This is a genomic window from Pseudomonas mendocina (assembly GCF_003008615.1).
In the GTDB taxonomy this organism is placed as follows: Bacteria; Pseudomonadota; Gammaproteobacteria; order Pseudomonadales; family Pseudomonadaceae; genus Aquipseudomonas; species Aquipseudomonas mendocina_C.
This window is the reverse complement of the sequence record NZ_CP027657.1, coordinates 1969265-1994312: the sequence shown is the minus strand read 5'-3', so window position 1 is coordinate 1994312 and position 25048 is coordinate 1969265. Positions and strand designations below refer to the sequence as shown.

The following is a 25048-nucleotide window of genomic DNA, read 5'->3' as shown; positions in this document are numbered from 1 at the left end:
AGTTGCCTTGATCAGGCGAACTGAGGGGCAGTTGAAGAACTGGTACGACCAGTTGGTGGAGGAGGCAAAATGGCGGTTAATCCGGAAACTGCACGGCGACAGGTCAGCGACGTGGTGGCCGAGCGCATCGAGCGGCTGATCGTCGACGGTGTGCTCAAGGTAGGCCAGCCATTGCCGTCGGAACGGCGCCTGTGCGAGAAGTTGGGCATCTCCCGCTCGGCCTTGCGCGAGGGGCTCAAGGTGCTGCGTGGGCGCGGCATCATCGAGACCGCGCAGGGGCGTGATTCGCGAGTGGCCAAGCTCAGCGGCGAGCGTGACGCCAGCCCGCTGATGCACCTGTTCAACTCGCAGCCGCGCACCCTCTATGACCTGCTGGAGGTGCGTGGCCTGCTCGAAGGCGAGTCGGCGCGCCTGGCCGCCCTGCGTGGCACCGATGCGGATTTCGTCCTGCTCACCCGGCGCTACGAGGAAATGCTCGCGGCCCATGCCCAGCAGACACCGGTCGATCCGCGCGAGCACGCGCGCCTCGACCATGCGTTCCACCTGGCCATCTGCGAGGCTTCGCACAACCCGGTGCTGGTGCACACCCTGCAGTCGCTGACCGACCTGATGCTCAGCACCGTATTCGCCTCGGTGAACAACCTCTACCACCGCCCCGCGCAGAAACGGCAGATCGACCGTCAGCATTCGCGCCTATACCACGCCGTGATCGAACGTCTGCCGGAACAGGCCCAGCGCGCGGCACGTGATCACATCAACAGCATCCGCGACAACCTGCAGGAGATCGAGCAGGAAGAGCAGCGCCTGGTGCGCGCCACCATGCGCCTGGAAGGTTGGGCGTAGGGCGGGTGAAACCCGCCTGATGATGGGTGGCGGGTTGCACCCGCCCTACAAACCGGCGCATTGGTGTGCGCGGCGCGCCCTACTGGGCCTGACGTAGGGTGCGCCGTGCGCACCGAATGGTTGTCATGGTGCATGCAGGCTCGGTTACCGCTTGGTGCGCATGGCGCACCCTACGCAGCTACGTCTCGGTGCAATTACCTGAAGGTGCTGGTCACCACCCCTTCTTCCACCACCTGCGCCTCGATCACCTTCTGGCTGCCGAGGTTGCGCACGCGGATCACTTCGCCCTCACGGCCGTTGGCCAGCGCCTCGCCGGTGGCCGAGGCGGAGATGCCGTCCTGGCTGGCGACGATGGTCACCTGCTGGCCGCGGCGGATCAGCAGCGGTGCGGTGAGCAGGTTCGGCGCGATCAGCTGGCCGGCGCGTACGCGGCGCTTGGCGCCCTGGTCGAGCACCTCGTCGAAGCTGTTGTAGAAGCCTCGCGGCGCCTTGCCGATGTTCACTTCCTGCAATTGCAGCTGCTCGCGACTGATGGTCTGGCCACGCTCGATCACCCGCGCGGCATGTACCACCGGCAGGAACACGCTGGCCTGCACCAGCGCCGTGACGTTCCAGCCGGAAGCATCGGCGCAGCTCACGTCCAGACGCTGGCGTGAGAGGGGGGAGGGGTCGTCACTGCTGACCGTCACGTTCAGCGCCTGTGTGCAGGTCGGCAGGCGTTCGGCGCTGTTGAGCAGGGTGACGTTGAGGCTGTGGCGCTGCCCCTGCCAGGCCTGGCGTCTGGCTTCCTCGGCCAGCTTCTGCTGCATGTGCGCGGCGATGGCCTGGTCGATCTGGCTGGCGGCATCCGTCTCGGCCTGCGCAGTCACCGATGACAGCGCGGCGAAGAGGAAAAGCAGCGACGCGCAGGCGGAAAAAGCCTTTCCGCTTTTCCTCCCAACGTCAGGACGATGCGGAAAAAGGGCGACGTAAAGCTCCCGGAAAATTCTGATAAATCCCTGATAAATCAATGCAATACGGCTCTCTTTGAGGTTGGGCACGCTTTGTGCTCAAGGCACCTGGGCACAACCTTGGGTGAAGGGTACCGGTGAATGAGTATACGGATTGATGACGTGGTGGGCCTGCATTCGCGAGCGCTGGAACTGCGCATGCAACGCAGCGAAATCCTCGCCGCCAACCTGGCTAACGAAGATACGCCGGGCTTTCTCGCTCGCGACATCGATTTCGCCGGCGAGATGCAGCGGCTCGATCCGCAGCAGGGTTTGACCGCCAGCACGGCGGATCTCAAGTACCGCGTACCGACCCAGCCGTCGCAGGACGGCAATAGCGTCGAGCTGAGTGTGGAGCAGGCTGCGTTCTCCAAGAACAGCATGGACTTCCAGACCAGCCTGACCTTTCTCAGCATGAAATTCCGCGGCCTGAAACAGGCCATCGAGGGACGCTGATCATGGCTTTCGATTCCATCTACCGCATCGCCGGCTCGTCGATGAACGCGCAGACCGTGCGCCTCAATACCGTGGCCAGCAACCTGGCCAACGCCGACTCGGCCGCGGCCAGCGCCGAGGATGTGTACCAGGCGCGCAAGCCGGTGTTCGCCGCCGTCTACAACAACGACCAACTGACCCGCAGCGCCGGCATGGGCGGCGCCCATGTGCAGGTACTCGATGTGGTCAGCGCCGGGCGCGAGCCGGTGCGCCGTTACGAGCCGGATAACCCGCTGGCCGACGATCAGGGCTACGTGTTCTACGCCGACATCGACCAGATCGAAGAGATGACCGACATGATGTCGGCCACTCGCAGCTTCGAGACCAGCGTCGAAGTGCTCAACCGCCTGAAAAGCATGCAGCAAGGTCTGCTCAAGCTCGGAGAATCCTGATGGCCGCGGTCAGCAACAACAGCCAGAACACTTCCGCCTACAGCATCGACGAGGCGGTGAAGCAGTCGGTCAACGTCAGTGACGCGACCCAGCTGGAAAACAACTTCCTCACCCTCATGGTCGCGCAGATCCAGAATCAGGATCCAACCAAGCCGGTGGACAGTACCGAGTTCCTCAACCAGTTCGCCGCCATGAGCCAGGTCAAGAGCCTGGAAAACATGGCCTCGCTGAGCAAGAGCAACCTGGTACTGCTGGACAACCTGCAGACCCTCACCGCCGCCGGCCTGGTCGGCCAGGAAGTGAAGGTCGCCACCGAGCAGCTGGAACTGGGTGCGGACAAGGTCAAGGGCGAGATCAACCTGGAGCATGCCGCCGGCAAGCTGGCGTTGGTGGTCACCGATAGCAACGGCGTGAAGAAGGAAATCGACCTCGGCACCCAGGCGCCGGGTCGCGTGCCTTTCGAGCTGGATCCCAAGGCGCTGGGTCTGGCGCCGGGCAGTTACAAGGTCGAGGTCAAGAGCGACAGCGGCGAGTACCCCAAGGTCGAGGTGGCGGGTCGCGTCACCCAGGTGCGCGTCAGCGCCGAGGGGCCGGTGCTGGAAGTCATCGGCGTCGGCTCCGTGCCCTTCTACAACATCACCGAATTCGGCCAGACGCAGACCGCCGGTCTGCTCTGAACCTTCCCACTCGTTCAATTCAAGGGTCCAGTCGCCATGAGTTTCAACATCGCCATGACCGGCCTCAGCGCCGTCAACGAACAGCTCAACACCATCAGCCACAACATCGCCAACGCCGGTACCACCGGCTTCAAGTCCTCGCGTACCGAGTTCGGCAGCATCTACGCCGACAGCCAGGCGATGGGCGTGGAGGTGCTGGCCACCACCCAGAGCATCAGCCAGGGCGGCTCTCTGGTCACCACCGGGCGTAGCCTGGATCTGGCCATCTCCGGCGGCGGCTTCTTCGTCACCCGCGACACCAACGGCGACCTGAGCTACACGCGCGCCGGCGTGTTCGGCGCCGACAAGAACAACAACATCGTCAATGCGGCCGGGCAGACCTTGCAGGGCTATCCGGTGGATGCGGCGGGCAACCTGCTGGTCGGCGCCATGGGCGATCTGCAACTGCAGAACGCCAACCTGCCGGCACGCGCCACCGACACCCTGGCCTTCGTGATGAACCTGGATTCCAACCAGACCGTACCGGCCACCGCGCCGTTCGATCCGGCGGACGTGAACACCTACAACTCCACCTACACCACCAAGGTGTTCGACTCCCAGGGCAAGGAACACACCCTTACCCAGTACTTCGTGAAGACCGGCGACAACACCTGGGATGCCCACTACTACCAGGGCAACACCGCCGTCGGTGGCCCGCAGGCGCTGACCTTCGGCACCAATGGCGCGCTGGCCACACCGGCCGGCCCGGTCAACGTTGGCTTCGCCCTGCCGGGTGTCGACCCGATGGCAATCGCCATCGACTACAGCAATTCCAGCCAGTACGGCTCCGACTTCGTCGTCACCACCAACCGCGCCAGCGGCTATGCGGCGGGTGAGCAGACCGGCCTGTCGGTGGAGAAGGACGGCATGGTCTACGCCAACTACAGCAACGGTCAGCGCATGCTCCAGGGCCAGGTGGCGCTGGCCACCTTCGCCAATGCCGGCGGCCTGAAGAACATCAGCGGTACTGCTTGGGTGGAGACCGCCGATTCCGGTGCCGCGCTGATCGGCGTGCCCGGTGTCGGCCCGTTCGGTGCACTGGTGGCCGGCTCGCTGGAGAACTCCAACGTCGACCTGACCCAGCAGTTGGTCGGCCTGATGGAGGGCCAGCGCAACTACCAGGCCAACACCAAGGTGCTGACCACCAACAAGGAACTCACCCAAGTGCTGTTCGGCGCGATCTGAGGCTGACCCATGGACCGTCTCGGCTACACCGCAATGACCGCCGCCAGCCGCACCATGAGCTCGCTCACCGTGCGTGCCAACAACCTGGCCAACGTCAACACGCCCGGCTTCCGGGCCGACCTGGAGCAGGCCCAGGCCGTCGCCGTAGAAGGCTACGGCTACGACAGCCGGCACCTGGCGCGCGTGAAGAACAACGGCGTCAACCTGGCGCCTGGCGAGCTGATGGCCACCGGCCGCGACCTCGATGTGGCGATCCAGGGCCGTGGCCTGTTCGCCGTCGAAGGTGATGACGGCGCCGAGCGCTACACCCGCAACGGTGCGCTGCAGGTCGATGCCGAGCTGCGCCTGACCCTCAATGGCCGCGCCGTGATGGGCGAGGGTGGCCCTATCGTGCTGCCCGAGTACGACAGCCTGCACATCGGCCGTGACGGCACCGTCTCGGTGATCCCGCGCGGCGATTTCGTCACCGCCGAGGTCGATCGCATCCGCGTCGTGGACGTCGATGCTGCCGACCTGAGCAAGGACGCCAGCGGCCTGCTGACGCGCACCGACGGTCAACCGGCCGAGGACATGGAAACACCGGTGCTGGTCTCCGGTTATCTGGAAGCGAGCAACGTCGGCGCCATCGATCAGTTGGTGGCGACCATGAGCCTGAACCGTCTGTTCGAGACCCAGGTGAAGATGATGAAGGCCGCCGAGGATCTGTCCGAAGCCGGCAACCGGATGATTCGCGGCAGTTGATGGGACTGGACGTAGGGTGGGCTTCAGCCCACCTGACTTGCTCTGCAATGGTGGGCTGAAACGGATCGCCGCCCGGCCCACCCTACAGCGGCCCGCCCTACGGTTGAAAGAACACGACGAGTAGCCCGGATGTAATCCGGGAACCATTTCCCCGGATTGCATCCGGGCTACCAGTACAAAGGAGACAGCACATGAGTTCCGCACTTTGGGTCAGCAAGACCGGCCTGGCCGCCCAGGACAAGGCGATGAGCGCCGTGGCCAACAACCTGGCCAACGTCAACACCAACGGCTTCAAGAGTGACCGCGTGGTGTTCGAGGATTTGTTCTACGCCATCGAGAAACAGCCGGGCGCACAGGCCGATGAGGTCAATACCGTGCCGTCGGGCATCCAGCTCGGCAGCGGCGTGCGCGTGGCCGGCACGCAGAAGGTGTTCACCGAAGGCAGCATCCAGACCACCGGCCAGCCGATGGATCTGGCCATCGTTGGCGCCGGCTTCTTCCAGGTCGAGGCGCCCAATGGCGATATCTACTACACCGAGAACGGCCAGTTGCAGCTCAATGCCGAAGGCATGATCGTCAATTCCCAGGGCCTGCCGCTGACGCCTGCCATCGAAGTGCCGGCCGGCAGCAGCCGCTTCACCGTGGGCAGCGACGGCATCGTCACCGCCGTGCTGGCCGGTGACAACCTGCCTTCGGAGCTGGGCCAGATCACCCTGGTCAACTTCACCAATCCGGGTGGTCTGGAAGCCCTCGGCGGCAACCTCTACCGCGAGACCGTGGCCAGCGGCGAGCCGGTCGAAGGCGTACCGGGCGAAGAGGGCCTGGGCAACCTCAAGCAGGGCGTGCTGGAAGGCTCCAACGTGCAGGTGGTCGAGGCCATGGTGGCGATGATCTCCATCCAGCGCGCCTACGAGGCCAACGCCAAGGTGCTCGACGCCGCGTCGGGCATGCAGCAGTTCCTCAACCAGACCGTGTGACCGCCATGAAGCGCCTGATCCCGCTCGCTCTGCTGCTGACTCTGGGTGGTTGTGCCAGCTTCAACGAGATGCTGCCCGACGAAGACTCGAGCCATTACGAACCCTTGCAACTCGACTACAGCGTGCCGCCGAGCACCGGTGGCGGGCTGTTCCGCAGTGGCTACAGCGGCTCGTTGATCGGCGACAAGCGCGCGGTGCGGGTCGGCGACATCCTCACCGTGGTGCTCGACGAGTCCACCCAGTCGAGCAAGAGCGCCGGCACCAGCTTCGGCAAGACCTCCAGTGCCGCCATCGGCATCCCCACCGTGCTGGGCAAGACCTACGACCGTCTGGAAAGCTCCGCCGAGGCCGAGCGCGACTTCAACGGTTCGGCGCGTAGTTCGCAGCAGAACACCCTGCGTGGCTCCATCGCCGTGACCGTGCACCAGGTGCTGCCCAACGGCACCCTGCTGATCAAGGGCGAGAAGGCCCTGCGTCTGAACCAGGGCGACGAGTACATCCGCCTGGTCGGCCTGGTGCGCATGGACGACATCAATCGCGCCAATCAGGTGTCCTCGCAGAACGTGGCCAACGCACGGATTTCCTACGCCGGCCGTGGCGTGCTCAGCGACAGCAATTCGGCGGGTTGGCTGACGCGCTTCTTCACCAGTCCGCTGTTCCCGCTCTGAGGCCTGGATCATGATCAAACGCTCACTCGTCGCCCTGCTCCTGACCTGGCCGCTGTCGACCAAGGCCGTGCCGCTGATGGATCTGGTGGACATCGAAGGCATTCGCGGCAACCAGCTGATCGGCTATGGCCTGGTGGTTGGCCTGGACGGCACCGGTGACAAGAACCAGGTGCGCTTCACCAGCCAGTCGGTGGCCAACATGATCAAACAGTTCGGCATCAACCTGCCGCCGAACGTCGATCCCAAGCTGAAGAACGTCGCGGCGGTGACCGTGACCGCGGAAATTCCGCCGTCCTACAGCCCGGGGCAGACCGTGGACATCACCGTCGCTTCGCTGGGCGATGCCAAGAGCCTGCGCGGCGGCCAGTTGCTGATGACGCCGCTGCAAGGCGTCGACGGCGAAACCTATGCCCTGGCCCAGGGCGCCATTGTCGTCGGCGGCCTGAATGCCACCGGGCAGAGCGGCTCCAGCGTGGCGATCAACTCCGCCAACAGCGGCCGCGTACCCAATGGCGCCACGGTCGAGCGGATGATCCCCAGCGATTTCAGTACGCGTGACGAGGTCATGCTCAACCTGCGCCAGCCCAGCTTCCAGACCGCTGCCAAGGTGGTCGAGGCAGTCAACGGCCGCTTCGGCAGCGGTACCGCCAGCGCCTTGAACTCGACCAAAATTTCCATTCGCGCGCCGATTACCAGCACCCAGCGCATCGGCTTCATGGCCATGCTCGAAGGCCTGGAGGTGGAAGAGGGCCGCGAACGACCACGCGTGGTGTTCAACAGCCGCACCGGTACCGTGGTGGTCGGCCAGGGCGTGCGCGTGAAGGCCGCGGCCGTGGCCCATGGCACCCTGACCGTGACCATCAGCGAAAACCCGCAGGTCAGCCAGCCCAATGCCTTCTCCGGTGGCCAGACCGCCGTGGTGCCGCGCTCCGACGTCGCCGTCAGCCAGGACAAGAACGCCATGTTCAAGTGGCCCGACGGCGCCAGCCTGGACAGCATCATCAACACCGTGAACAGCCTCGGCGCTACCCCGGACGATGTCATGAGCATCCTCCAGGCGCTGGAGCAGGCCGGTGCCCTCAATGCCGAACTGATCGTGATCTGAGCCATGAGCATCGTTTCCCTCGCCCACCACATGAACAGCCACCGCGGCAGCGCCGACGGTATTGGCACCGCCCGCGAACAGCAGCTGCAGGCCGCGGCCGAGCAGTTCGAGGCGCTGTTCCTGCAGCAGATCCTCAAGCAGATGCGCAAGGCCAGCGACGTGCTCGCCGAAGGCAACCCGATGCGCAGCCGCGAGATGGACACCATGCGCGACTTCTACGACGAGGTACTGGCCGAGACCCTGGCCGGGCGCAAGCAGACCGGTATCGCCGACATGCTGGTCAAGCAGCTGTCCGGGGGCGCGGGTGAGGCGCCGGATCTGCAGGGCGCAGCGCTGGCAGCGCAGTCGGCCGAGCTGCCGCAGCGTTCCGGCGGTAGCTTGCTGGAGCCGCTGCGCGCGACCTGGCAGCGTGGCGTCGATGGTCTGGGCAAGGTCTGGGACAAGGGCTCGGCGGGCTTTCTCGCCCTGGTCGACAAGGTCATCCAGCAGGAGTCGGCCGGACGCGTCGATGCCGTGTCGCCCAAGGGCGCGCGTGGCCTGATGCAGCTGATGCCGGACACCGCGCGGGAGATGGCCGCCGAACTCGGTCTGCCGTTCGATGAGGCGCGCCTGACCACCGATGCCAGCTACAACAAGCGTCTCGGTAGCGCCTACCTGGACAAGATGCTGCAGCGTTACGACGGCCACCAGGCCCTCGCGCTGGCGGCCTACAACGCCGGCCCCGGGCGCGTCGACGAGTGGCTGAAGGTCAATGGCGACCCGCGCAGCGGCGAGATCGGCACCGGTGCCTGGATCGAGCGCATTCCTTTCCAGGAAACCCGCGATTACACGCGCAAGATTCTCGGCGATCTGGCCAGCCGCGAGGCGCCGGCCAAGGACGAGGTGCAGCAGACCTCGCTCAGTGCGCAGACCCGCCAGCAACTGGCCAGCGCCCTGAGTGCCGACAGCGGCCTGCTGCTCGGTGCGGTCGCAGGCAAACAGGTATTGGCGCGTGACGAATTTAAGTCCGCCGAGGATTCCGTCGCCCTGTCTTCAGTAACAGCCCAATTCGCTGCCGACGACGCCCGTACCCCGCGTCTGGCGGCCTTCGCTCAGCCCATGCGCTTCGAGCGTCAGGAGTCCTGATTCGTGAGCATCCTCAACCAGATCGCCTACAGCGGTGTGCGTGCCAGCCAGGTGGCCCTGGCCACCACCGGGCAGAACATCGCCAACGTCAACACACCGGGTTTCAGTCGCCTGCAGACCATCACCGGGTCGCTGGCCGGGCAGGGCGGCCTGAGCGTCGGCGGCGGCGTCGAGGTGATCAGCATCCGCCGCATGACCAACGAATTCCACAACCAGCAGCTGTGGCGCGCGACCACCGAGCAGAACTTCTATGGCGCCTCGCAGCAGTACCTGACCGCGCTGGAAGCGCTGATGTCGGGCACCGGTTCGAGCATCAGCGCCGGCCTCGACCAGTTCTTCGCAGCCTTGAGCGAAGCCAGCGCCACGCCAGGCTCCATCGCCTTGCGTCAGCAGATCATCAGCGAGGCCGGCAACCTGGCGCAGCGCTTCAACGGTCTGAGCAGCAACATCGACGCGCAGGTCAAGGCGCTGCAGGAGCAGCGCACGGCCATGGCCACCGAGATCAATGGCCTGACCGAGAACATCGCGCTGCTGAACAAGAAGATCGTCGAGACCGAGTCGGTCAAGGGTGACAGCACCGCGCTGCGCGACCACCGCGAAAGCCTGATCGGCCAGCTCAGCCAGTTCGCCAAGCTGCGCATCAACGAAGTGCCGGATGGCTCGGTCAGCGTTGCCCTGTCCAACGGCCAGCCGCTGGTGGCCGGTCCCACTGCCGGCCAGCTCAAGGTGGCGATGACCGCGACGGGTGAGCAGGAGGTCAGCCTGGCCTTTGCCGGTACCAGCTTCCCGCTGCGTCAGGATGGTTTCGGCGGCGCTTTCGGTGGCCTGTATGACGTCGAGTACAACAGCCTGCGGCCGAACCAGGAGGCCCTGCACGACATGGCTAGCCAGCTGGCGCAGATGGTCAACGACGTGCTCGCCACCGGCTTCGACCTGGCTGGCAACCCCGGTCAGCCGCTGTTCGTCTATGACCCCACCAGTACTACCGCACTGCTGCGCGTGCAGCCGTTGAGCGCCGAGCAACTGGCGTTTTCCTCGGCAGCGGGCGAGACCGGCAACAACGAGGTGCTGCTCGATCTACTCGACCTGAAGAACCAGCCCATCAGCCTGGGTGGCAGTCAGGTCACCCTCAACGATGCATACGCCGGTCTGCTCGGTCAGGTCGCCAGCGACAGCCGGCAGAACCAGGCTGACCTCAAGTCCGCCACTGCCGTGACCCAGCAGGCCAAGTCGCAGCGCGACAGCGTCAGCGCCGTCAGCCTGGATGAAGAGGCAGTCAACCTGATGACCTATCAGCAGGCTTACCAGGCCAACATGAAAGTGATCAGCACCGCCAACCAGTTGTTCGACGACATGCTTTCCGCGTTCTGACGCGGCTTTCAGAGAGATTCCACCATGATGCGCATCACCAACTCGCAGATCACTTCGATGATGCACAGCTCGATGAACGCCAGTTCCGCCGAGTTGGGCAAGCTGATGCAGCAGATGGCCACCGGCAAGCGCATCCTGCTGCCGTCGGACGATCCCATCGCCAGCGTACGGGTGCTGCGCGTGCAGCGTGAGGAAGCGAGCCTGGAGCAGTTCCGCAAGAACATCGCCAACGTCTCCGGCAGCCTGTCGACTCAGGAGGCCAACCTCAAGTCCAGCTCCGACGCCATGCTCAACGTGCGCGATCTGCTGCTGTGGGCGGCCAACGGCTCCAACACCAGCGAAGACCTGTCCGCCATGGCTGGCGAGCTGTCGATCATCGAAGACACCATCTTCAGCTTCGCCAACGTGCGCGACGAAGAGGGACGCTACCTGTTCTCCGGCACCCTCAGCGACACCCCGGCGCTGAGTTTCGATGCTGCGACCCAGACCTACAGCGTCACCGGCAACGACAAGCACCGTCAGGCTGCTGTGGCCAACGGCGTGCTGGTCGACGAGAACGTCACCGCCGCCAGCGTCTACGGCGCCGGCGTGGGCATGCTCAATCAGTTGCGTGACCTGATCAACACCCTGCAGGACCCGGCACTGGACGTCACCGATCCTGCCGTGCGCCAGCAGATCACGACGACCCTCGATGCCCTCGACGAGACCCACGGCCGCGTACTCGGCTCGATCACCGAGCTCGGTGGTCGGCAGAACGCCCTGACCCTGCTGACCGACAGCAACGAGGACGTGTCGCTGGTCAACCAGAAGATCGAAGGCGAGCTGTCGCGGCTCGACTACGCCGGCGCCACCATCGACCTGAACGATTACCAGCTGGCGCTGGGTGCGACGCAGAAGACCTACCTGAAGATCAACCAGATGTCGTTGTTCAGCCTGCTGTAAGGAGTGGCGTTGGTGATCAAGGTCGATAAACAGCTACCGGTCGTCACGGTTCTCGACCCCCAGGCGCGCCGCCCCGTGCAGGGCGAGCAGGCGCCGCAGCGCGTGCGCAAGGCGGCGCCGAGCAACGAGCAGGCGCAGGTTCAGCCGCGCGGCAAGAGTGCCACCTTCAACCTGCAGCTCAACCAGCAACTAACCTCGATGCAGGCCGCCGACAGCTACCTGGGCGAATTGGCCGGGCGTCTGGGGCAGCTCAAGCTCAGCCTCAGCCGCGAGCTGAGCAATGCCCAGGCTGGCGAGCGTGACGGTCTCAAGCGCGAGCTGGAGCAGGTGCGCAAGCTGCTCGCCGAGCGCGGCCAGCGTTCCGGCGAGGCGCTGGATGCCAGTTTCAAGCTGCGCCTCAACGAACCGGTACGCAGCCGTTTCAGCCTGCAGGGCCTGGACTCCATCGCTGCGGTACAGCAGGCCGGCAAGGAAACCCTGTTGTTCAGCGCCGGGCGCAAGCTGGCCGAGCCGCTGGCGGTGGTGCTCGACGAGGGCCTTAGCGAGCAGCAGATTCTCCGCCGCTTCAATGCCGGCCTCGGCCCGGCGGGTATTCGCGCCGAGGTCGATAACGGTGGTGCGCTCAAGTTCAGCGCCCGTGAAAGCGAATGGCAGCAACTCAAGGGCGAGCTGCGCATGCAGGGCGAGGGCAAGCTGGCGCCGCCGAGCGCCGCGCCGCTGGCCAGCCAGGAAGAACAACTGCTGCGCCTGCCTGACGCTGCACGTATGGACGGTGCACGCGAGTTACGCCGGGCGTTGGATGAAGTGGTCGCCGCGCTGGACAAGATCGGTGCGCTGCGCGAACAGCTCAGCCATCGCCAGGAAGAGATCCGCGAGTTTCTTGCCCGCCATGCCGAGCAGAACGAGCGCGAGTGGGCGCGCGATTTTGCCGGCGAAGTATTCAACCTGATGCGCCGCAGCCCCAGCAGCTATGCCGCCGTGACCCAGACCGTGGTGGCCCAGGCCAATATCAGTCGCTCCAGCGTGGTCAGCCTGCTGTCCTGATCGCCGGGGCTTCGACTCCTCAGCCGTCAGTCGCTTTCCCCCTTGTTTCATGGCGACTGGCGGCTTTTTTATTCGTTGTCGCTGTAGAGAGGGCGACCAGTCGTCCGCTTCATGACTGGTCGCACAGAATGATGGCGTTTTAGCAGCTATCATCGCGCCCTTTTCCGCAGCATCCGGGCCTCGCGCCCTTCGAATCTGCCCCCCGCATTCCAATAAAAACCCCGTATTCAAGGGTTCAACCCGTTACCGGTAGCGCGTGCTCCCGGTGCATTGCCTTGTTCTCGAATTTTGGAGTACCGACGTGTTGAAGAAGTACCTGACCCTCCTCCTGCTTGCCTGCACCACGCTGGTCAGCATGCCCAGCCTGGCACAGTTGACCGATTCCGAAGCGATGAACATGGCCGGTCTGCAGCGCTCGCTGACTCAGCGCATGGCCAAGAGCTACCTGATGCTTGGCGCTGACGTGCGTGTGGACACTGCCCAGCGTCAGCTGCAGGAAACCATCCAGCGTTTCGATGCCAGCCACAAGGCGCTGACCGCCTACGCGCCCAACGCCGAGATCAAGGCGGCGCTGAGCAAGGTCGACGGCCTCTGGGCCACCTTCCGCCCGCAGCTCGAAGCCAAGCCGGAGCAGGCCAAGGCCGCGGAAATGCTCGCCACCAGCGAGCAACTGCTGCAGCAGACGCAGAACGTGACCGACCTGATGGCCAACCACCTGGGTGCCATGGGCGCGTCGGTCAACCGCACCGGTTGGGCGCGTGTGCAGACTCAGCGCATCGCCATGCTCTACATGGCCAAGGCCTGGCGGGTGCAGGCGCCTGATCTGGACGCCAAGCTGGATAAATCGGTGAGCGATTTCGAGGTCATTCTCAAGGAACTGGAAGCCGCCGGCACGCCGAACGAGGAAATCGCCAACGCCCAGCGCCGCGCCCGCGCCCACTGGGGTTTCACCCTCAAGGGCATTGACCTGCACGCCTCGCAGGACTTCGTGCCGACCGTCATCACCGTCAGCACCGATTCGCTGTTCCGCCAGCTCAACGAGCTGACTCGCCTGTACGCCGGCCTGAAAGCCAGCGAGTCCTGATAGCCATTCGCCGGCTCGTCACCTTGGCTACTCACTTTTGCGCTATAACCAAGCGCTAGTCGGCAGAGGTGGCGGGCATGAGCGAAGTAACTGATCAGGCGGTGTACAAGACCCTGCTGGAGTCCACCCGGGCGATTCCCTGGAAGATCGACTGGAAGAGCATGACCTTCGCCTACATCGGCCCGCAGATCGAGACGCTGCTGGGCTGGTCGCAGGCCAGCTGGATCAGCGCCGAGGACTGGGCGACGCGCATGCACCCGGACGACCGCGAGAAGGTGGTGGAATTCTGCATCTCGCAGTCGCAGAACGGCGTCGACCACGAAGCCGACTACCGTGCGCTGACCGCTGCCGGCGATTACGTGTGGATTCGCGACGTGGTGCACGTGGTACGCGACGACAATGGCGAGGTGGACTCGCTGATCGGTTTCATGTTCGACATCAGCGAGCGCAAGAAGACCGAGGAGCAGCTGCTGACCCTGCAGAAGCAGCTGGAGGAATACTCCTACAAGGACGGCCTCACCGGCGTCGCCAACCGGCGCATGTTCGACAGCGTGCTGGCCACCGAATGGGCCAACGCCCAGCGCACTCAGCAACCGCTATCGCTGATCCTGCTGGATATCGATCACTTCAAGCAGTTCAACGACCACTACGGCCATATCCAGGGCGACGACTGCCTGAAGAGCGTCGGCCAGGCCTTGAGCCGCGCGGCCAGCCGGCCACGGGATTTCGTCGGGCGCTTCGGCGGCGAGGAGTTCGTACTGGTGCTGCCGGAGACCGACGAGGCCGCCGCTCGCCATATCGCCGAGCGTTGCCGGCAGCAGGTGCGCCAGCAGCGCATTGCCCACGAGCGCTCTGCCGTATCTTCCCTGCTCACCATCAGCCTCGGTGTCGGCACCATCGTGCCGGGCGCGCACGACCGCCCGTTGGACTTCCTCAACGCCGTGGACAAGCTGCTTTACCAAGCCAAGCAACGCGGTCGTGATCGGCTGGAAGTGGCCAAGGCCCCCGCACGCGCGACTCTCGACGATGCCGCGGATGCCCGTGTTTGAGCAATCGTTAACCTGGGCGTAACGATTGCGCTGGCTGCTTGATTGATGACCAGAGGGTCACGCTCCTAATGTGCCTCCACGACAGCGGAACTCGTGGAGTCTTCAATGACAACAACAATATCCCCACCGCCGCAGTGGTCGCGTCGTCGCGCTGAAAAAGCCCGGCGACTCGATCAGGTGCGCAACCTCGCCGATGGCGTGGTACTGCCCAGCGACAAGATCGTCGCGGCCCTCGAGGCCTTGATCGCCCCCGGCGATCGTGTGGTGCTCGAAGGCAACAACCAGAAGCAGGCGGATTTCCTTTCCCGCTCGCTGGCCAAGGCCGACCCCGGCCGTCTGCATGACCTGCACATGATCATGCCCAGCGTCAGCCGTGCCGAGCACCTCGATCTGTTCGAGCGTGGCATCGCGCGCAAGCTCGACTTCTCCTTCGCTGGCCCACAGAGCCTGCGCATCGGCCAACTGCTCGAAGACGGGCAGATGGAAGTCGGCGCTATCCACACCTACATCGAGCTGTACTCACGCCTGCTGGTGGATCTGATCCCCAACGTCGCGCTGGTCGCCGGTTTCCAGGCTGACCGCCACGGCAACATCTACACCGGCCCGAGCACCGAGGACACCCCGGCGCTGGTCGAGCCCACCGCGTTCTCCGACGGCATCGTGATCTTCCAGGTCAACGAGATCGTCGACGAGCTGCCGCGGGTGGACATTCCCGCCTCCTGGGTCGACTTCGTGGTGGTGGCCGACAAGCCGTTCTACATCGAGCCGCTGTTTACCCGTGACCCGCGCCATATCAAGCCGGTGCACGTGCTGATGGCGATGATGGCGATCCGTGGCATCTACGAAAAACACAACGTGCAGTCGCTCAACCATGGCATCGGCTTCAACACCGCCGCCATCGAGTTGATCCTGCCGACCTACGGTGAATCGCTGGGCCTGAAGGGCAAGATCTGCCGCAACTGGACGCTCAACCCGCACCCGACGCTGATCCCGGCCATCGAGACCGGTTGGGTGGAGAGCGTGCACTGCTTCGGCACCGAGCTGGGCATGGAGAACTACATCGCCCAGCGCCCGGACATTTTCTTCACCGGCCGCGACGGCTCCATGCGCTCCAACCGCATGATGTGCCAGCTGGCTGGGCAGTACGCGGTCGACCTGTTTATCGGCGCCACCCTGCAGGTGGACGGCGATGGCCATTCCTCCACCGTCACCCGCGGCCGCCTGGCCGGTTTCGGCGGCGCGCCGAACATGGGCCATGACCCGCGCGGACGGCGTCACTCGACACCCGCCTGGCTGGACATGCGCCCAGGCGACAGCGACGCGCCGCTGCTCGAACGCGGCAAGAAGCTGGTGGTGCAGATGGTCGAGACCTTCCAGGAGGGCGGCAAACCCACCTTCGTCGAGCAGCTCGATGCGGTGGACGTGGCGAAGAAGGTCGGCATGCCGCTGGCACCGATCATGATCTACGGCGACGACGTCACTCACCTGCTCACCGAAGAAGGCATCGCCTATCTGTACAAGGCACGCACCCTGGAAGAGCGCCAGGCAATGATCGCCGCGGTCGCCGGTGTCACCGCCATTGGCCTGCGCCATGACCCGAAAGAAACCGCACGCATGCGCCGTGAAGGGCTGATCGCGCTGCCCGAGGATCTCGGCATCCGCCGCACCGATGCCAGCCGCGAACTGCTCGCGGCCAAGAGCATCGCCGAGCTGGTCGAGTGGTCGGGCGGTCTGTACAACCCGCCCGCCAAGTTCAGGAGCTGGTGATGAATGCACTCACGGCATTACAGCCGCAGCTCTCATTAGGGGACTGGCTGGCCGACCTGGCCGTCGACGCCCTGATCGACGAGGCCGACCTGTCGCCCAAGCCGGGGCTGGTTGATCGTCGTGGTAGCGGCGCGCACACCGACCTGCACCTGGGCCTGATGCACGCCTCGGCGCTGGCCCTGTGGCCCAGCTTCAAGGCCATGGCCGAGGCCGCGCAGCATCGCGGCGCGATCGTCCTGCAACTGCGCGAGGACGTCGGCCGCATCGGCCGCGAAGGCGAGGTGGAGATGCTGCGCGTCACTGGCGGCGTCAACACCCATCGTGGCGCGATCTGGGCGCTGGGGTTGCTTAGTGCTGCCGCCGCGCTGGATCCCAGTGAGCTGGCGCCTGCACAGGTCGCCCTGCGCGCTGCGCGTCTGGCCCTGCTCAACGACCGCGCTGCGCCCGTCACTGGCGATAGTCATGGTGCCCAGGTTTGCCGTCTGTACGGCGTGCATGGGGCGCGCGAGGAGGCGCAGCTCGGTTTCCCTGCGGTGATCCAGCAGGCGCTGCCACAACTGGCGCGCAGCCGTGCCGCCGGTGCAGGTGAGCAGAACGCCCGTCTCGATGCGCTGCTGGCGATCATGACCCAGCTGGCCGACACCTGCGTGCTCTACCGCGCCGGCATGGCCGGGCTGAGCTGCATGCAGAGCGGCGCCCGCGCGGTACTCGCCGCTGGTGGTTGCGCCAGCCTCGATGGTCGCCGCCTGCTGCGCGATCTTGAGCGCGACATGCTGCGCCTGCGCGCCTCGCCTGGCGGCGCTGCCGATCTGCTCGCCGCCACCCTGTTCCTCGACCGCCTGCAGCATGACCTGCCGGCGCAGCTTGGGAGTCTGTGAAATGGAAACCCTGTCCTTCGAATTTCCCGCCGGGCAACCGGCCCAGGGCCGCGCGCTGGTGGGCTGCGTCGGCTCCGGCGACCTGGAAGTGCTGCTCGAACCCGGCCAGGCCGGCACCCTGGCGATCCAGGTGATCACCTCGGTGAACGGCAGCGCACCGCGCTGGCAGTTGCTTTTCGAGCGCATGTTCCGCGAGCAGCAGCTGCCCGCACTGAACATCGCCATTCATGATTTCGGCGCCACGCCGGGTGTGGTGCGCCTGCGCCTGGAACAAGGCCTGGAGGAACTGAACCATGGCTGAGCAAAACATTGCGCGCCTGCTGGCGCAGCGCAGCTTCACCGAACTCGGTGCCCGCGAGCGTGCGCGGGCACTGCTCGATGCCGGCAGCTTCCGCGAACTGCTCGATCCCTTCGCCCAACTGATGTCGCCCTGGCTGCCCAAGCAGGGCATCGTGCCCCAGGCCGACGACGGCGTGGTGGTGGCCAAGGGTACGCTCGATGGCCAACCTGCGGTGGTGATCGCCATCGAAGGTGTCTTCCAGGGCGGCAGCCTGGGCGAAGTGGGCGGCGCGAAGATCGCCGGCGCCCTGGAGCTGGCGGCTGAAGACAACCGCAATGACACGCCGACCCGTGCCGTGTTGCTGCTGGAGACCGGTGGCGTACGTCTGCAGGAAGCCAATCTGGGCCTGGCGGCTATCGCCGAGATCCAGGCCGCCATCGTCGATCTACGCCAGTACCAGCCGGTAATCGGTCTGGTCGCCGGGCCGGTCGGCTGCTTCGGCGGCATGTCCATCGCTGCCGGGCTGTGCAGCTATCTGCTGGTGACCCGCGAAGCGCGCCTGGGCCTCAACGGCCCGCAGGTGATCGAACAGGAGGCCGGGCTGGAGGAATACGACTCGCGCGACCGCCCCTTTATCTGGGGTCTGACCGGCGGCGAGCAGCGTCACGCCAGTGGCCTGGTCGATGGCTACGTGAGTGATGACGTCGACGCCATTTGCCGCGAGCTGCACGGGTTGTTCGCCAAGGGGAAACCCGCGCTGGAACGCAGCCGTCGCCACGCCTGGTTCCTGCAGCGCCTGCGCGCTGTCGACACCGCCGTCCAGGCCGATGCCGCTGCCGTGCGCAGCGCCTACCAGGGAGCATGAACATGACAACTGCACAGGAACAACGCGGCTTGCACTGGTTCCAGATCCTGGCCGGCGCTGCTCAACCGCAACCAGGTTTGCCGGCCTCGCTGCGCGTAGCCGATGGCGAACTGGCTGGTCAGGCGGTGCGTTATCTCGCCGTGATTGCCGATGCCAACAATCCCTTCCCCCGCGCTCGCAACGGCGAGGTCGGCCTGCTCGAAGGCTGGGGCCTGGCGCAGGCGGTCGACGAGGCCATCGAGGCGGATCGCGACAACCCGCACAAGCGGGCGCTGATCGCCATCGTCGACGTGCCGAGCCAGGCCTATGGCCGCCGCGAGGAAGCCTATGGCATTCATCAGGCGCTGGCTGGCGCGGTGGACGCTTATGCCCGTGCCCGTCTGGCCGGGCATGCGGTGATCGGCCTGCTGGTGGGTAAGGCCATGTCCGGTGCCTTTCTCGCCCACGGCTACCAGGCCAACCGCCTAATCGCCCTGCGCGATGCCGGGGTGATGGTGCATGCCATGGGCAAGGCCGCGGCCGCGCGCATCACCCTGCGCAGCGTCGACGAGCTGGAGGCGCTGGCCGCCAGCGTGCCGCCGATGGCCTACGACCTGGACAACTACGCCTCGCTCGGCCTGCTGTCTGAGGTGCTCGACGTGGAGCAGGTGACGCAGCCGACGGCCGCCGATCTGGCCCGTGTGCAGGACGCTCTGAGCCGTGCCCTGGCCGATATCGCCGGCAGCCCGCGTGACCTGCGCAACCGCCTGGGCGCCGCCAATCGTGCGGCCTCCACGAAGGTGCGCGAGGCCTTGCGCGCGCAATGGTGAACAGGTCGCGCACGGCCACCGTAGGGTGCGCCGTGCGCACCAGAGCGACATCCGCCTATGGCCCGGTGCGCATGGCGCACCCTACGCCCGAGGTCAGCTGTAGGGCGGTTGCAAACCGGCAACCAGAAGCGAAATTCCAACAACCCGGAGATTCACTCGATGCACCCCACACCCCGTCCACATGATCTGCTCTGGGGCCTGCGCCCCGAGCACCTGCCGCAGGAGGCGCCGGCCTGGGCTCGTGCCGCCCTGGGCGGGCATGTGCCGGTGGTGGTGCGCCGTGCGCCGGCTGAATCCGGCTGGGTCGCGGTGGGTATCCGCGGCGTGGTGCGTGAACAGCGGTATGCCACCTGGATGCGTGTGAGCGAGATCAGTCGTCTGGTCAGCCCGCAGGCCGTGGCGCGGGCTGGGCGCTGGCGCAGCCACGCGCAGCCGCACTGGCCGGCATTGCGGGCGTTGAGCCTGCTGGCGCCGCGTCTCGATGCCCTCGGCCTGGCCTGGGGTGTGACCGGTAGCCTGGGTTTCGAGCTGGCCAGCGGTATCAGCGCCGCACACCCGGACAGCGATCTCGACCTGTCGCTGCGCGCCTCTCAGCAGTTACCGCGCGACTGGGCGCGGGCGCTGTGTGGCGTGCTGGATGAGGCACCGGGGCGTATCGATCTGCAGCTGGAAACCCCATACGGCGCCGTGGCGCTGCGTGAGTGGGCCAGCGAGGCGCCGCGCGTCCTGCTGAAAACCCAGAACGGGCCGCTGCTGGTTGGCGACCCTTGGCACCTGCAGCAGGTGGCGGCGTGAGCACGCTCTGGGCTTTCCCCGGTCAGGGTGCGCAGCAACCCGGCATGCTTCAGGCATTGCCCGCCGCGCCGGTGGTGCAGGCCTGCCTGGAACAAGCCAGCGCTGCGCTGGGCGAGGATGTTCGCCTGCTGGATTCGGCCAAAGCCTTGCAAGGCACGCGTGCCGTGCAGCTCTGCCTGTTGATTGCCGGCGTCGCCGCCGCGCGCTTGCTCGGCGAGCGCGGGCATCGTCCGGACTATGTCGCCGGATTGTCCATTGGCGCCTATGCCGCCGCCGTGGTGGCCGACGTGCTGGACTTCGCCGATGCCGTGCGCCTGGTCGCATTGCGTGGCGAACTGATGCAGCGCGCCTACCCCAGTGGCTACGGCATGACTGCCATCCTCGGCCTTGACCAGGCCAGCATCGAACGCCTGCTGGCCGAGGCCGAAGGCCCGGTGTACCTGGGCAATATCAACGCCGAAACCCAGCTGGTGATCGCCGGCAGCGATGCCGCCATGGCCGCTGTGGCCGAACGCGCCCGTGCCCTCGGCGCCGGTATGGCCAAGCGCCTGGCCATGAGCGTGCCGTCGCACTGTGTGCTGCTCGACGGCCCGGCGCGCGAGTTGGCTGCGGCCTTTGCCAACATCGAATTACATGCACCGCAGGTGCGCTACCTGAGCAGCAGCTCGGCGCGCCTGATCCGTGATCCCGAAACCCTGCGCGATGACCTGGCTTACAACATGAGCCGCGTCGTCGACTGGCAGGCCACGCTCGTCACTGCCTATGAGCGCGGCGTGCGCCTGCACCTGGAACTGCCCCCCGGTGGCGTGCTGACCGGGCTCGCCCGGCGCGTCTTCGACGCCGGCCAGGCAATCGCCTTCGAGGGCGCACGTCTGGATACACTCGACGCCATGTTGCGTCAGGAGGTAAGCCGCGACCGCTGAGCCGTAGCGTTTACCGAAGCACAAAAACAACAACTTCGATACGTAAAACGAGGACAACAATAATGATCATCTACGGTGTCGCCTTTCTGGCGATCTGCACCCTGGCCGGCATCTTCATCGGAGAGCTGCTGGGCAAACTCATCGGCGTACCCGCCAACGTCGGTGGTGTTGGCATCGCCATGATCCTGCTGATCTTTCTGGGCAGTTACCTGAGCAAACGCGGTCTGTTCACCGGCAAGTCGGAACAGGGCGTGGAGTTCTGGAGCGCCATCTACATTCCCATCGTGGTCGCCATGGCCGCCCAGCAGAACGTCTACGGTGCCCTCAGTGGCGGCCCCATGGCGATTCTCGCCGGTACTTCCGCGGTCGTTATCGGCTTCGCGCTGGTGCCTGTACTGAGCCGGATCGGACAAAAGAAGTCCGACAGCGAAATCGCCCCTTCCCTGACTAAAGCGCCACGGTGACTGCCATGTACGAATCCATCATGAAGGTCATTTCCGGCTACGGGATGCTCAGCGGTTTCGCCATCATCGGTGTCACCATGTGGCTGTCGTACTGGATCTCCGACAAGTTCACCAAAGGCCGTTTGCACGGCTCGGCGATCGCCATCCTGCTCGGCCTGGTGCTGTCGTACATCGGCGGGGTCTACACCGGTGGCCAGAAGGGCCTGGTGGACATTCCCCTGTTCGCCGGTCTGGGGCTGTTGGGCGGCGCCATGCTGCGCGACTTCGCCATCGTCGCCACGGCCTTCGGTGTCAGTGTCGAGGAACTCAAGCGCGCCGGTTTCGCCGGGGTGTTGGCACTGTTCGTCGGGGTCGGGACGTCCTTCGTCGCCGGCGTGGCGGTAGCCATGGCCTTCGGCTACACCGACGTGGTCAGCCTGACCACCATTGGCGCTGGCGCGGTGACCTATATCGTCGGCCCGGTGACTGGTGCGGCGATCGGTGCCAGCTCCGACGTCATGGCGCTGTCGATTGCCGCTGGCCTGATCAAGGCGATCCTGGTGATGGTCGCCACTCCCTTCGTTGCGCCCTACATCGGCCTGAACAATCCGCGTAGCGCGGTGATCTTCGGTGGTCTGATGGGCACGTCCAGCGGTGTGGCCGGTGGTCTGGCGGCGACCGATCCGAAGCTGGTGCCCTATGGTTGTCTGACCGCTGCTTTCTACACCGCACTTGGCTGCCTGCTCGGCCCGTCACTGCTCTATTTCATCATGCGAGGTTTGTTGGGCTGAGTCCTTTGCCCGCCTTCATGGCGGGCTTTTTTTATTCAGGCCCCGCGCCATCCTGAGACGATTGGCGTATGGGTGATATCGGCGAATGGGTAGGCGCACCAGGATGGCCGCGTATGAGTGGCCTGTCTCGGTGCGCACGGCCTGGGCGGCCCGCGTGCTCTACGACTGCCGGCTGTACATCCGGCATTCGGCCAGCAGCGCCAGTAGGTTCGGGTCACGCTCCTTGGCCTTGAGAAAGACCACGCCGATATGCTGCTGCAGATGGTACTTGGCCTGCAGCGGGATCAGCTTCACCCGGTTCTCGTACACCGCCGCCACGCGCCCTGGCAGCAGGGCATAGCCGACGCCCGAACTGACCATGCTGAGCAGGGTGAAGATGTCTTTCACCTGCATCGCCACCTTGGGCTCGAAGCCTGCCTGGCGGAACACCCGCTCGCCGTCGCGGAAGGTAGCGTAGCCCTGGGTCAGGGTGATGAAGGTCGAGTCGCGCAGGTCGGCCAGATCCACTTCGGCGTGATCGGCGAAGGGCGAATCGTTGGGGGTGGCGAGGAAGATGTCGTCGGAGAACAGCGCCAGTTGCTCGCAGTCCGGGTCGCTGACGCTGTCGTCGAGGGCGATGAGGATGGCGTCCAGTTCCATGTTCTTCAGCTTGTACAGCAGGTCGACGTTGGAGCCGAGCACCAGGTCGATGTTCAGCTCGCTGCGGCGCAGCTTCAGGCCCATGATCAATTGCGGCACGGTCTTCACCGTCAGCGAGTAGAGCGCACCGAGCTTGAAGCGCTCGGCGCCGAAGCCAGCCGCCTCGCGGGTCAGGCGCACCATCTCCTGGGCGTCCTGGATCAGCTTCTGAGCTTTCTCTTCCAGCACATAGGCACTCTCCAGCGGAATCAGGTTGCGCCCCTCGTGCTTGAACAGCGGGCAGCGCAGCGCGCTTTCCAGCGAGTGGATGGCGCGGTGCACGCTGACATTGCTGGTCTGCAGCTCGCTGGCCGCGCGCGCCAGGTTGCCACTGCGCATGAAGGCGAGGAAGACCTCCAGCTTTTTCAGGGTCAGTTCTTCATCGATCAGCATCGGCCTGTTGTCCTTTTCCAGCGATGGCTGATTGTGCCGCATCCACGCGGGTCAGCGGTGATCGGTCGTTGCGACTTTGGTTGCAGACGGTGATGTCTGGAATGCCCCTTTATTTGTCATTTCAATAGTGTTGATGTGATTGGTGGGCAGGGGCTACCGTACGAACAGTCCTGCATCGGTACAGGCAATGCCTGCGCCACGTTCATTCTCTGTCTGAGGAGTACCGCCATGAACGACTTCGCCTCGCTGCCCGCGACATCCGGCCTGAAGGCCCTGCAAGCACTGATTCGCGGCGAACTGCCGGCGCCGTCAATCGGCGAGACCATGGGTATTCACGCGGTGCAGGTGGAGGCGGGCAGCATCACCCTGGAGGGGCGCCCGGATCAGCGTCATCTAAACCCGGCCGGCGCGGTGCATGGCGGTTTCGCGGCCACCTGCCTGGACGGCGCCGCGGCGCTGGCGCTGTTCTCCACCCTGGAGGCGGACGTGCCGCACTCGACGGTGGATCTCAACGTCAAGTACGTGCGTCCACTGCGCCCCGGCGAGGTCTATCAGGTGCGCGGCTGGGTGGTCGAGCGCACCCGCAGCCTGGCGATCTGCGACGCGCATATCCTCGACGCGCAAGGCAAGCTGTGCGCCAAGGCCACCACCACCTTCGTCATCGGAGCGGCCAAGGCATGAAGGAACTCATGGTTCAGAGCCCTGGCCAACTGGCCTGGGTCGAGGCGCCCGATCCGCAGCTCACCACCCCAGGCAGTGCGTTGGTCAGGCCCATCGCCTCGGCTTCCTGTGACCTAGATCGACGCCTGATCGCCGGTACCACGCCGTTCAAACCACCGTTCGCGCTGGGCCATGAATGTGTGGCCGAGGTGCTGGAAGTGGGGTCGGCCGTGCGTAACCTGCGCCGTGGCGACCTGGTTTCGGTGCCCTGGAAGATCGCCTGCGGCAGTTGTGCTCAATGCCTGGTCGGGCGCTCCAGCGCCTGCACGGCGGTACCGCGCATGGCCGCCTACGGCGTACCGGCAGGCGGCCACTGGGGCGGATTGTTCTCGGAAATGGTGCTGGTGCCGTTCGCCGACGCCATGCTGGTGCCATTGCCTGCCGGGCTCGACCCTGTGGCCGTGTCCAGCGCCAGTGACAACCTCACCGATGCCTGGGTGGCCGCCAGCCGGCCGCTGGCCACACGACCGGATGCCCGTGTGCTGGTGGTCGGCGGCACCGAAAGTCTTGGTGTGCTCGCCGTGCAGATGGCACGGGCTGCCGGAGCGGGCAGCGTGGATTATCTCGACGATCATCCGCTGCGCCAGCAGCTTGCCGCACGCAGTGGCGCCGGTGTCGATCTGGCAGGAAGCGATCTTGACCGCAGCTATGACCTGGTGATCTCCGCCACGCGCGATCATCAGGCGCTGCGCCGTGGACTGCTGGCGCTGGCGCCCGGTGGGCATTGCTCGTGTATCGGCATCATCTTCGATGACCCGAAGATTCCGCTGTTCGACATGTACCTGCGCGACGTCACCTTTTCGGTCGGCGCCTGCAGCGTGCAGCAGCATATTCCCAAGGTGCTGGATCTGGTGCACAGCGGTTGCTGCGATCCGCTGCTGGTCAACCCGCAGGTGGTGGGTTGGGAGGATGCGCCACAGGCGCTGATTCAGCCGCTGACCAAGTGCATCGTGGTGCGCGAGCGCATCACGTGAGATGGC

General features: G+C 65.4%; 28 protein-coding genes. 26 read left to right on the top strand and 2 right to left on the bottom strand.

The window, feature by feature from the left end; genetic code table 11:
* Positions 1-69 precede the first annotated feature (69 nt).
* Entirely contained in the window at positions 70-843 is a 774-nt protein-coding gene (gene glcC / locus C7A17_RS09240) for a transcriptional regulator GlcC (RefSeq protein ID WP_106737758.1), read from the top strand.
* Between the two features lie 194 nt (positions 844-1037).
* Here glcC and flgA read toward each other — a convergent pair whose 3' ends face one another.
* Positions 1038-1742: a flagellar basal body P-ring formation chaperone FlgA gene (gene flgA / locus C7A17_RS09235; RefSeq protein ID WP_106742828.1), complete on the bottom strand. Its 705-nt coding sequence runs from the start codon at positions 1740-1742 to the stop codon at positions 1038-1040.
* Between the two features lie 192 nt (positions 1743-1934).
* On the opposite strand from flgA, the gene flgB reads away from it, so the two are divergent.
* The 23 genes from flgB (at position 1935) to madM (ending at position 22277) form a co-directional block, all read left to right on the top strand.
* Positions 1935-2288: a flagellar basal body rod protein FlgB gene (flgB, locus tag C7A17_RS09230; RefSeq protein WP_106737757.1), complete on the top strand. Its 354-nt coding sequence runs from the start codon at positions 1935-1937 to the stop codon at positions 2286-2288.
* Positions 2289-2290: 2 nt separating this feature from the next.
* Positions 2291-2719 (top strand): flagellar basal body rod protein FlgC, encoded by a 429-nt coding sequence (gene flgC, locus C7A17_RS09225; protein WP_106737756.1) that lies wholly within the window; start codon positions 2291-2293, stop codon positions 2717-2719.
* Positions 2719-3396, top strand: coding sequence for a flagellar hook assembly protein FlgD (flgD, locus tag C7A17_RS09220; RefSeq protein ID WP_106737755.1), 678 nt, complete (start codon positions 2719-2721; stop codon positions 3394-3396). The genes flgC and flgD overlap by 1 nt, the downstream gene beginning before the upstream one ends.
* 36 nt (positions 3397-3432) lie before the next feature.
* A complete protein-coding gene (gene flgE / locus C7A17_RS09215; RefSeq protein WP_106737754.1) occupies positions 3433-4620 on the top strand; it encodes a flagellar hook protein FlgE in 1188 nt (395 codons plus the stop codon).
* A 9-nt stretch (positions 4621-4629) separates the two neighbouring features.
* On the top strand, positions 4630-5361 hold the full coding sequence (locus C7A17_RS09210) for a flagellar basal body rod protein FlgF (RefSeq protein WP_106737753.1): 732 nt from the start codon (positions 4630-4632) through the stop codon (positions 5359-5361).
* Between the two features lie 191 nt (positions 5362-5552).
* Positions 5553-6338, top strand: a complete 786-nt coding sequence (gene flgG, locus C7A17_RS09205; RefSeq protein WP_106737752.1) for a flagellar basal-body rod protein FlgG — start codon at positions 5553-5555, stop codon at positions 6336-6338.
* Between the two features lie 5 nt (positions 6339-6343).
* Positions 6344-7006, top strand: coding sequence for a flagellar basal body L-ring protein FlgH (gene flgH / locus C7A17_RS09200; protein WP_106737751.1), 663 nt, complete (start codon positions 6344-6346; stop codon positions 7004-7006).
* 10 nt (positions 7007-7016) lie between these two features.
* Complete coding sequence (locus C7A17_RS09195) at positions 7017-8111, top strand: flagellar basal body P-ring protein FlgI (protein WP_106737750.1); 1095 nt, start codon at positions 7017-7019, stop codon at positions 8109-8111.
* Positions 8112-8114: 3 nt separating this feature from the next.
* Positions 8115-9236: a lytic transglycosylase domain-containing protein gene (locus C7A17_RS09190; RefSeq protein ID WP_106737749.1), complete on the top strand. Its 1122-nt coding sequence runs from the start codon at positions 8115-8117 to the stop codon at positions 9234-9236.
* 3 nt (positions 9237-9239) lie between these two features.
* Positions 9240-10607: a flagellar hook-associated protein FlgK gene (gene flgK, locus C7A17_RS09185; protein ID WP_106737748.1), complete on the top strand. Its 1368-nt coding sequence runs from the start codon at positions 9240-9242 to the stop codon at positions 10605-10607.
* A 24-nt stretch (positions 10608-10631) separates the two neighbouring features.
* Positions 10632-11549 (top strand): flagellar hook-associated protein FlgL, encoded by a 918-nt coding sequence (gene flgL / locus C7A17_RS09180; RefSeq protein WP_106737747.1) that lies wholly within the window; start codon positions 10632-10634, stop codon positions 11547-11549.
* A gap of 15 nt (positions 11550-11564) precedes the next feature.
* Positions 11565-12593: a hypothetical protein gene (locus tag C7A17_RS09175; protein ID WP_199796444.1), complete on the top strand. Its 1029-nt coding sequence runs from the start codon at positions 11565-11567 to the stop codon at positions 12591-12593.
* Positions 12594-12894: 301 nt separating this feature from the next.
* Positions 12895-13677, top strand: coding sequence for a type IV pili methyl-accepting chemotaxis transducer N-terminal domain-containing protein (locus C7A17_RS09170; protein WP_106737745.1), 783 nt, complete (start codon positions 12895-12897; stop codon positions 13675-13677).
* A 77-nt stretch (positions 13678-13754) separates the two neighbouring features.
* Positions 13755-14726 (top strand): GGDEF domain-containing protein, encoded by a 972-nt coding sequence (locus C7A17_RS09165; RefSeq protein ID WP_106737744.1) that lies wholly within the window; start codon positions 13755-13757, stop codon positions 14724-14726.
* A 105-nt stretch (positions 14727-14831) separates the two neighbouring features.
* Positions 14832-16493 (top strand): malonate decarboxylase subunit alpha, encoded by a 1662-nt coding sequence (mdcA, locus tag C7A17_RS09160; RefSeq protein WP_106737743.1) that lies wholly within the window; start codon positions 14832-14834, stop codon positions 16491-16493.
* Positions 16493-17371, top strand: a complete 879-nt coding sequence (locus C7A17_RS09155; RefSeq protein WP_106737742.1) for a triphosphoribosyl-dephospho-CoA synthase — start codon at positions 16493-16495, stop codon at positions 17369-17371. Before mdcA ends, C7A17_RS09155 begins: the two co-directional genes overlap by 1 nt.
* Before the next feature lies 1 nt (position 17372).
* Positions 17373-17672 (top strand): malonate decarboxylase subunit delta, encoded by a 300-nt coding sequence (locus C7A17_RS09150; RefSeq protein ID WP_106737741.1) that lies wholly within the window; start codon positions 17373-17375, stop codon positions 17670-17672.
* Positions 17665-18516 (top strand): biotin-independent malonate decarboxylase subunit beta, encoded by an 852-nt coding sequence (locus tag C7A17_RS09145; protein ID WP_106737740.1) that lies wholly within the window; start codon positions 17665-17667, stop codon positions 18514-18516. The genes C7A17_RS09150 and C7A17_RS09145 overlap by 8 nt, the downstream gene beginning before the upstream one ends.
* 2 nt (positions 18517-18518) lie before the next feature.
* A complete protein-coding gene (mdcE, locus tag C7A17_RS09140) occupies positions 18519-19325 on the top strand; it encodes a biotin-independent malonate decarboxylase subunit gamma (RefSeq protein ID WP_106737739.1) in 807 nt (268 codons plus the stop codon).
* Between the two features lie 159 nt (positions 19326-19484).
* Entirely contained in the window at positions 19485-20120 is a 636-nt protein-coding gene (locus tag C7A17_RS09135) for a malonate decarboxylase holo-ACP synthase (RefSeq protein WP_106737738.1), read from the top strand.
* Complete coding sequence (gene mdcH / locus C7A17_RS09130) at positions 20117-21043, top strand: malonate decarboxylase subunit epsilon (RefSeq protein ID WP_106737737.1); 927 nt, start codon at positions 20117-20119, stop codon at positions 21041-21043. Before C7A17_RS09135 ends, mdcH begins: the two co-directional genes overlap by 4 nt.
* A gap of 62 nt (positions 21044-21105) precedes the next feature.
* Positions 21106-21507, top strand: a complete 402-nt coding sequence (gene madL, locus C7A17_RS09125; RefSeq protein WP_106737736.1) for a malonate transporter subunit MadL — start codon at positions 21106-21108, stop codon at positions 21505-21507.
* 5 nt (positions 21508-21512) lie between these two features.
* Positions 21513-22277, top strand: coding sequence for a malonate transporter subunit MadM (gene madM, locus C7A17_RS09120; RefSeq protein ID WP_106737735.1), 765 nt, complete (start codon positions 21513-21515; stop codon positions 22275-22277).
* A 159-nt stretch (positions 22278-22436) separates the two neighbouring features.
* Here the strand turns inward: madM and C7A17_RS09115 are convergent, their stop codons facing one another.
* Positions 22437-23348 carry a LysR family transcriptional regulator gene (locus C7A17_RS09115; protein ID WP_106737734.1) on the bottom strand — a complete coding sequence of 304 codons (912 nt, stop codon included), beginning with the start codon at positions 23346-23348 and terminating at the stop codon, positions 22437-22439.
* A gap of 228 nt (positions 23349-23576) precedes the next feature.
* Here C7A17_RS09115 and C7A17_RS09110 point away from each other — a divergent pair, with 228 nt between their 5' ends.
* The gene (locus C7A17_RS09110; protein WP_106737733.1) at positions 23577-24029 is read left to right on the top strand and encodes a PaaI family thioesterase; all 453 of its coding nucleotides are present in this window, start codon (positions 23577-23579) and stop codon (positions 24027-24029) included.
* Positions 24026-25042, top strand: a complete 1017-nt coding sequence (locus C7A17_RS09105; protein ID WP_106737732.1) for a zinc-dependent alcohol dehydrogenase — start codon at positions 24026-24028, stop codon at positions 25040-25042. Before C7A17_RS09110 ends, C7A17_RS09105 begins: the two co-directional genes overlap by 4 nt.
* The last annotated feature ends 6 nt before the right edge of the window (positions 25043-25048 follow it).

Excerpts from the sequence above, each read along its gene's own strand:
- flgH (WP_106737751.1), top strand. The coding sequence starts at position 6,344 with ATGAAGCGCCTGATCCCGCTCGCTCTGCTGCTGACTCTGGGTGGTTGT.
- madM (WP_106737735.1), top strand. The coding sequence starts at position 21,513 with ATGTACGAATCCATCATGAAGGTCATTTCCGGCTACGGGATGCTCAGC.
- C7A17_RS09135 (WP_106737738.1), top strand. The coding sequence starts at position 19,485 with ATGCACCCCACACCCCGTCCACATGATCTGCTCTGGGGCCTGCGCCCC.
- flgB (WP_106737757.1), top strand. The coding sequence starts at position 1,935 with ATGAGTATACGGATTGATGACGTGGTGGGCCTGCATTCGCGAGCGCTG.
- flgC (WP_106737756.1), top strand. The coding sequence starts at position 2,291 with ATGGCTTTCGATTCCATCTACCGCATCGCCGGCTCGTCGATGAACGCG.
- mdcA (WP_106737743.1), top strand. The coding sequence starts at position 14,832 with ATGACAACAACAATATCCCCACCGCCGCAGTGGTCGCGTCGTCGCGCT.
- C7A17_RS09155 (WP_106737742.1), top strand. The coding sequence starts at position 16,493 with ATGAATGCACTCACGGCATTACAGCCGCAGCTCTCATTAGGGGACTGG.
- glcC (WP_106737758.1), top strand. The coding sequence starts at position 70 with ATGGCGGTTAATCCGGAAACTGCACGGCGACAGGTCAGCGACGTGGTG.
- C7A17_RS09165 (WP_106737744.1), top strand. The coding sequence starts at position 13,755 with ATGAGCGAAGTAACTGATCAGGCGGTGTACAAGACCCTGCTGGAGTCC.
- C7A17_RS09105 (WP_106737732.1), top strand. The coding sequence starts at position 24,026 with ATGAAGGAACTCATGGTTCAGAGCCCTGGCCAACTGGCCTGGGTCGAG.
- C7A17_RS09145 (WP_106737740.1), top strand. The coding sequence starts at position 17,665 with ATGGCTGAGCAAAACATTGCGCGCCTGCTGGCGCAGCGCAGCTTCACC.
- mdcE (WP_106737739.1), top strand. The coding sequence starts at position 18,519 with ATGACAACTGCACAGGAACAACGCGGCTTGCACTGGTTCCAGATCCTG.
- flgE (WP_106737754.1), top strand. The coding sequence starts at position 3,433 with ATGAGTTTCAACATCGCCATGACCGGCCTCAGCGCCGTCAACGAACAG.
- C7A17_RS09115 (WP_106737734.1), bottom strand. The coding sequence starts at position 23,348 with ATGCTGATCGATGAAGAACTGACCCTGAAAAAGCTGGAGGTCTTCCTC.
- C7A17_RS09110 (WP_106737733.1), top strand. The coding sequence starts at position 23,577 with ATGAACGACTTCGCCTCGCTGCCCGCGACATCCGGCCTGAAGGCCCTG.
- flgD (WP_106737755.1), top strand. The coding sequence starts at position 2,719 with ATGGCCGCGGTCAGCAACAACAGCCAGAACACTTCCGCCTACAGCATC.
- C7A17_RS09150 (WP_106737741.1), top strand. The coding sequence starts at position 17,373 with ATGGAAACCCTGTCCTTCGAATTTCCCGCCGGGCAACCGGCCCAGGGC.
- madL (WP_106737736.1), top strand. The coding sequence starts at position 21,106 with ATGATCATCTACGGTGTCGCCTTTCTGGCGATCTGCACCCTGGCCGGC.
- flgG (WP_106737752.1), top strand. The coding sequence starts at position 5,553 with ATGAGTTCCGCACTTTGGGTCAGCAAGACCGGCCTGGCCGCCCAGGAC.
- C7A17_RS09190 (WP_106737749.1), top strand. The coding sequence starts at position 8,115 with ATGAGCATCGTTTCCCTCGCCCACCACATGAACAGCCACCGCGGCAGC.
- flgL (WP_106737747.1), top strand. The coding sequence starts at position 10,632 with ATGATGCGCATCACCAACTCGCAGATCACTTCGATGATGCACAGCTCG.
- C7A17_RS09210 (WP_106737753.1), top strand. The coding sequence starts at position 4,630 with ATGGACCGTCTCGGCTACACCGCAATGACCGCCGCCAGCCGCACCATG.
- C7A17_RS09195 (WP_106737750.1), top strand. The coding sequence starts at position 7,017 with ATGATCAAACGCTCACTCGTCGCCCTGCTCCTGACCTGGCCGCTGTCG.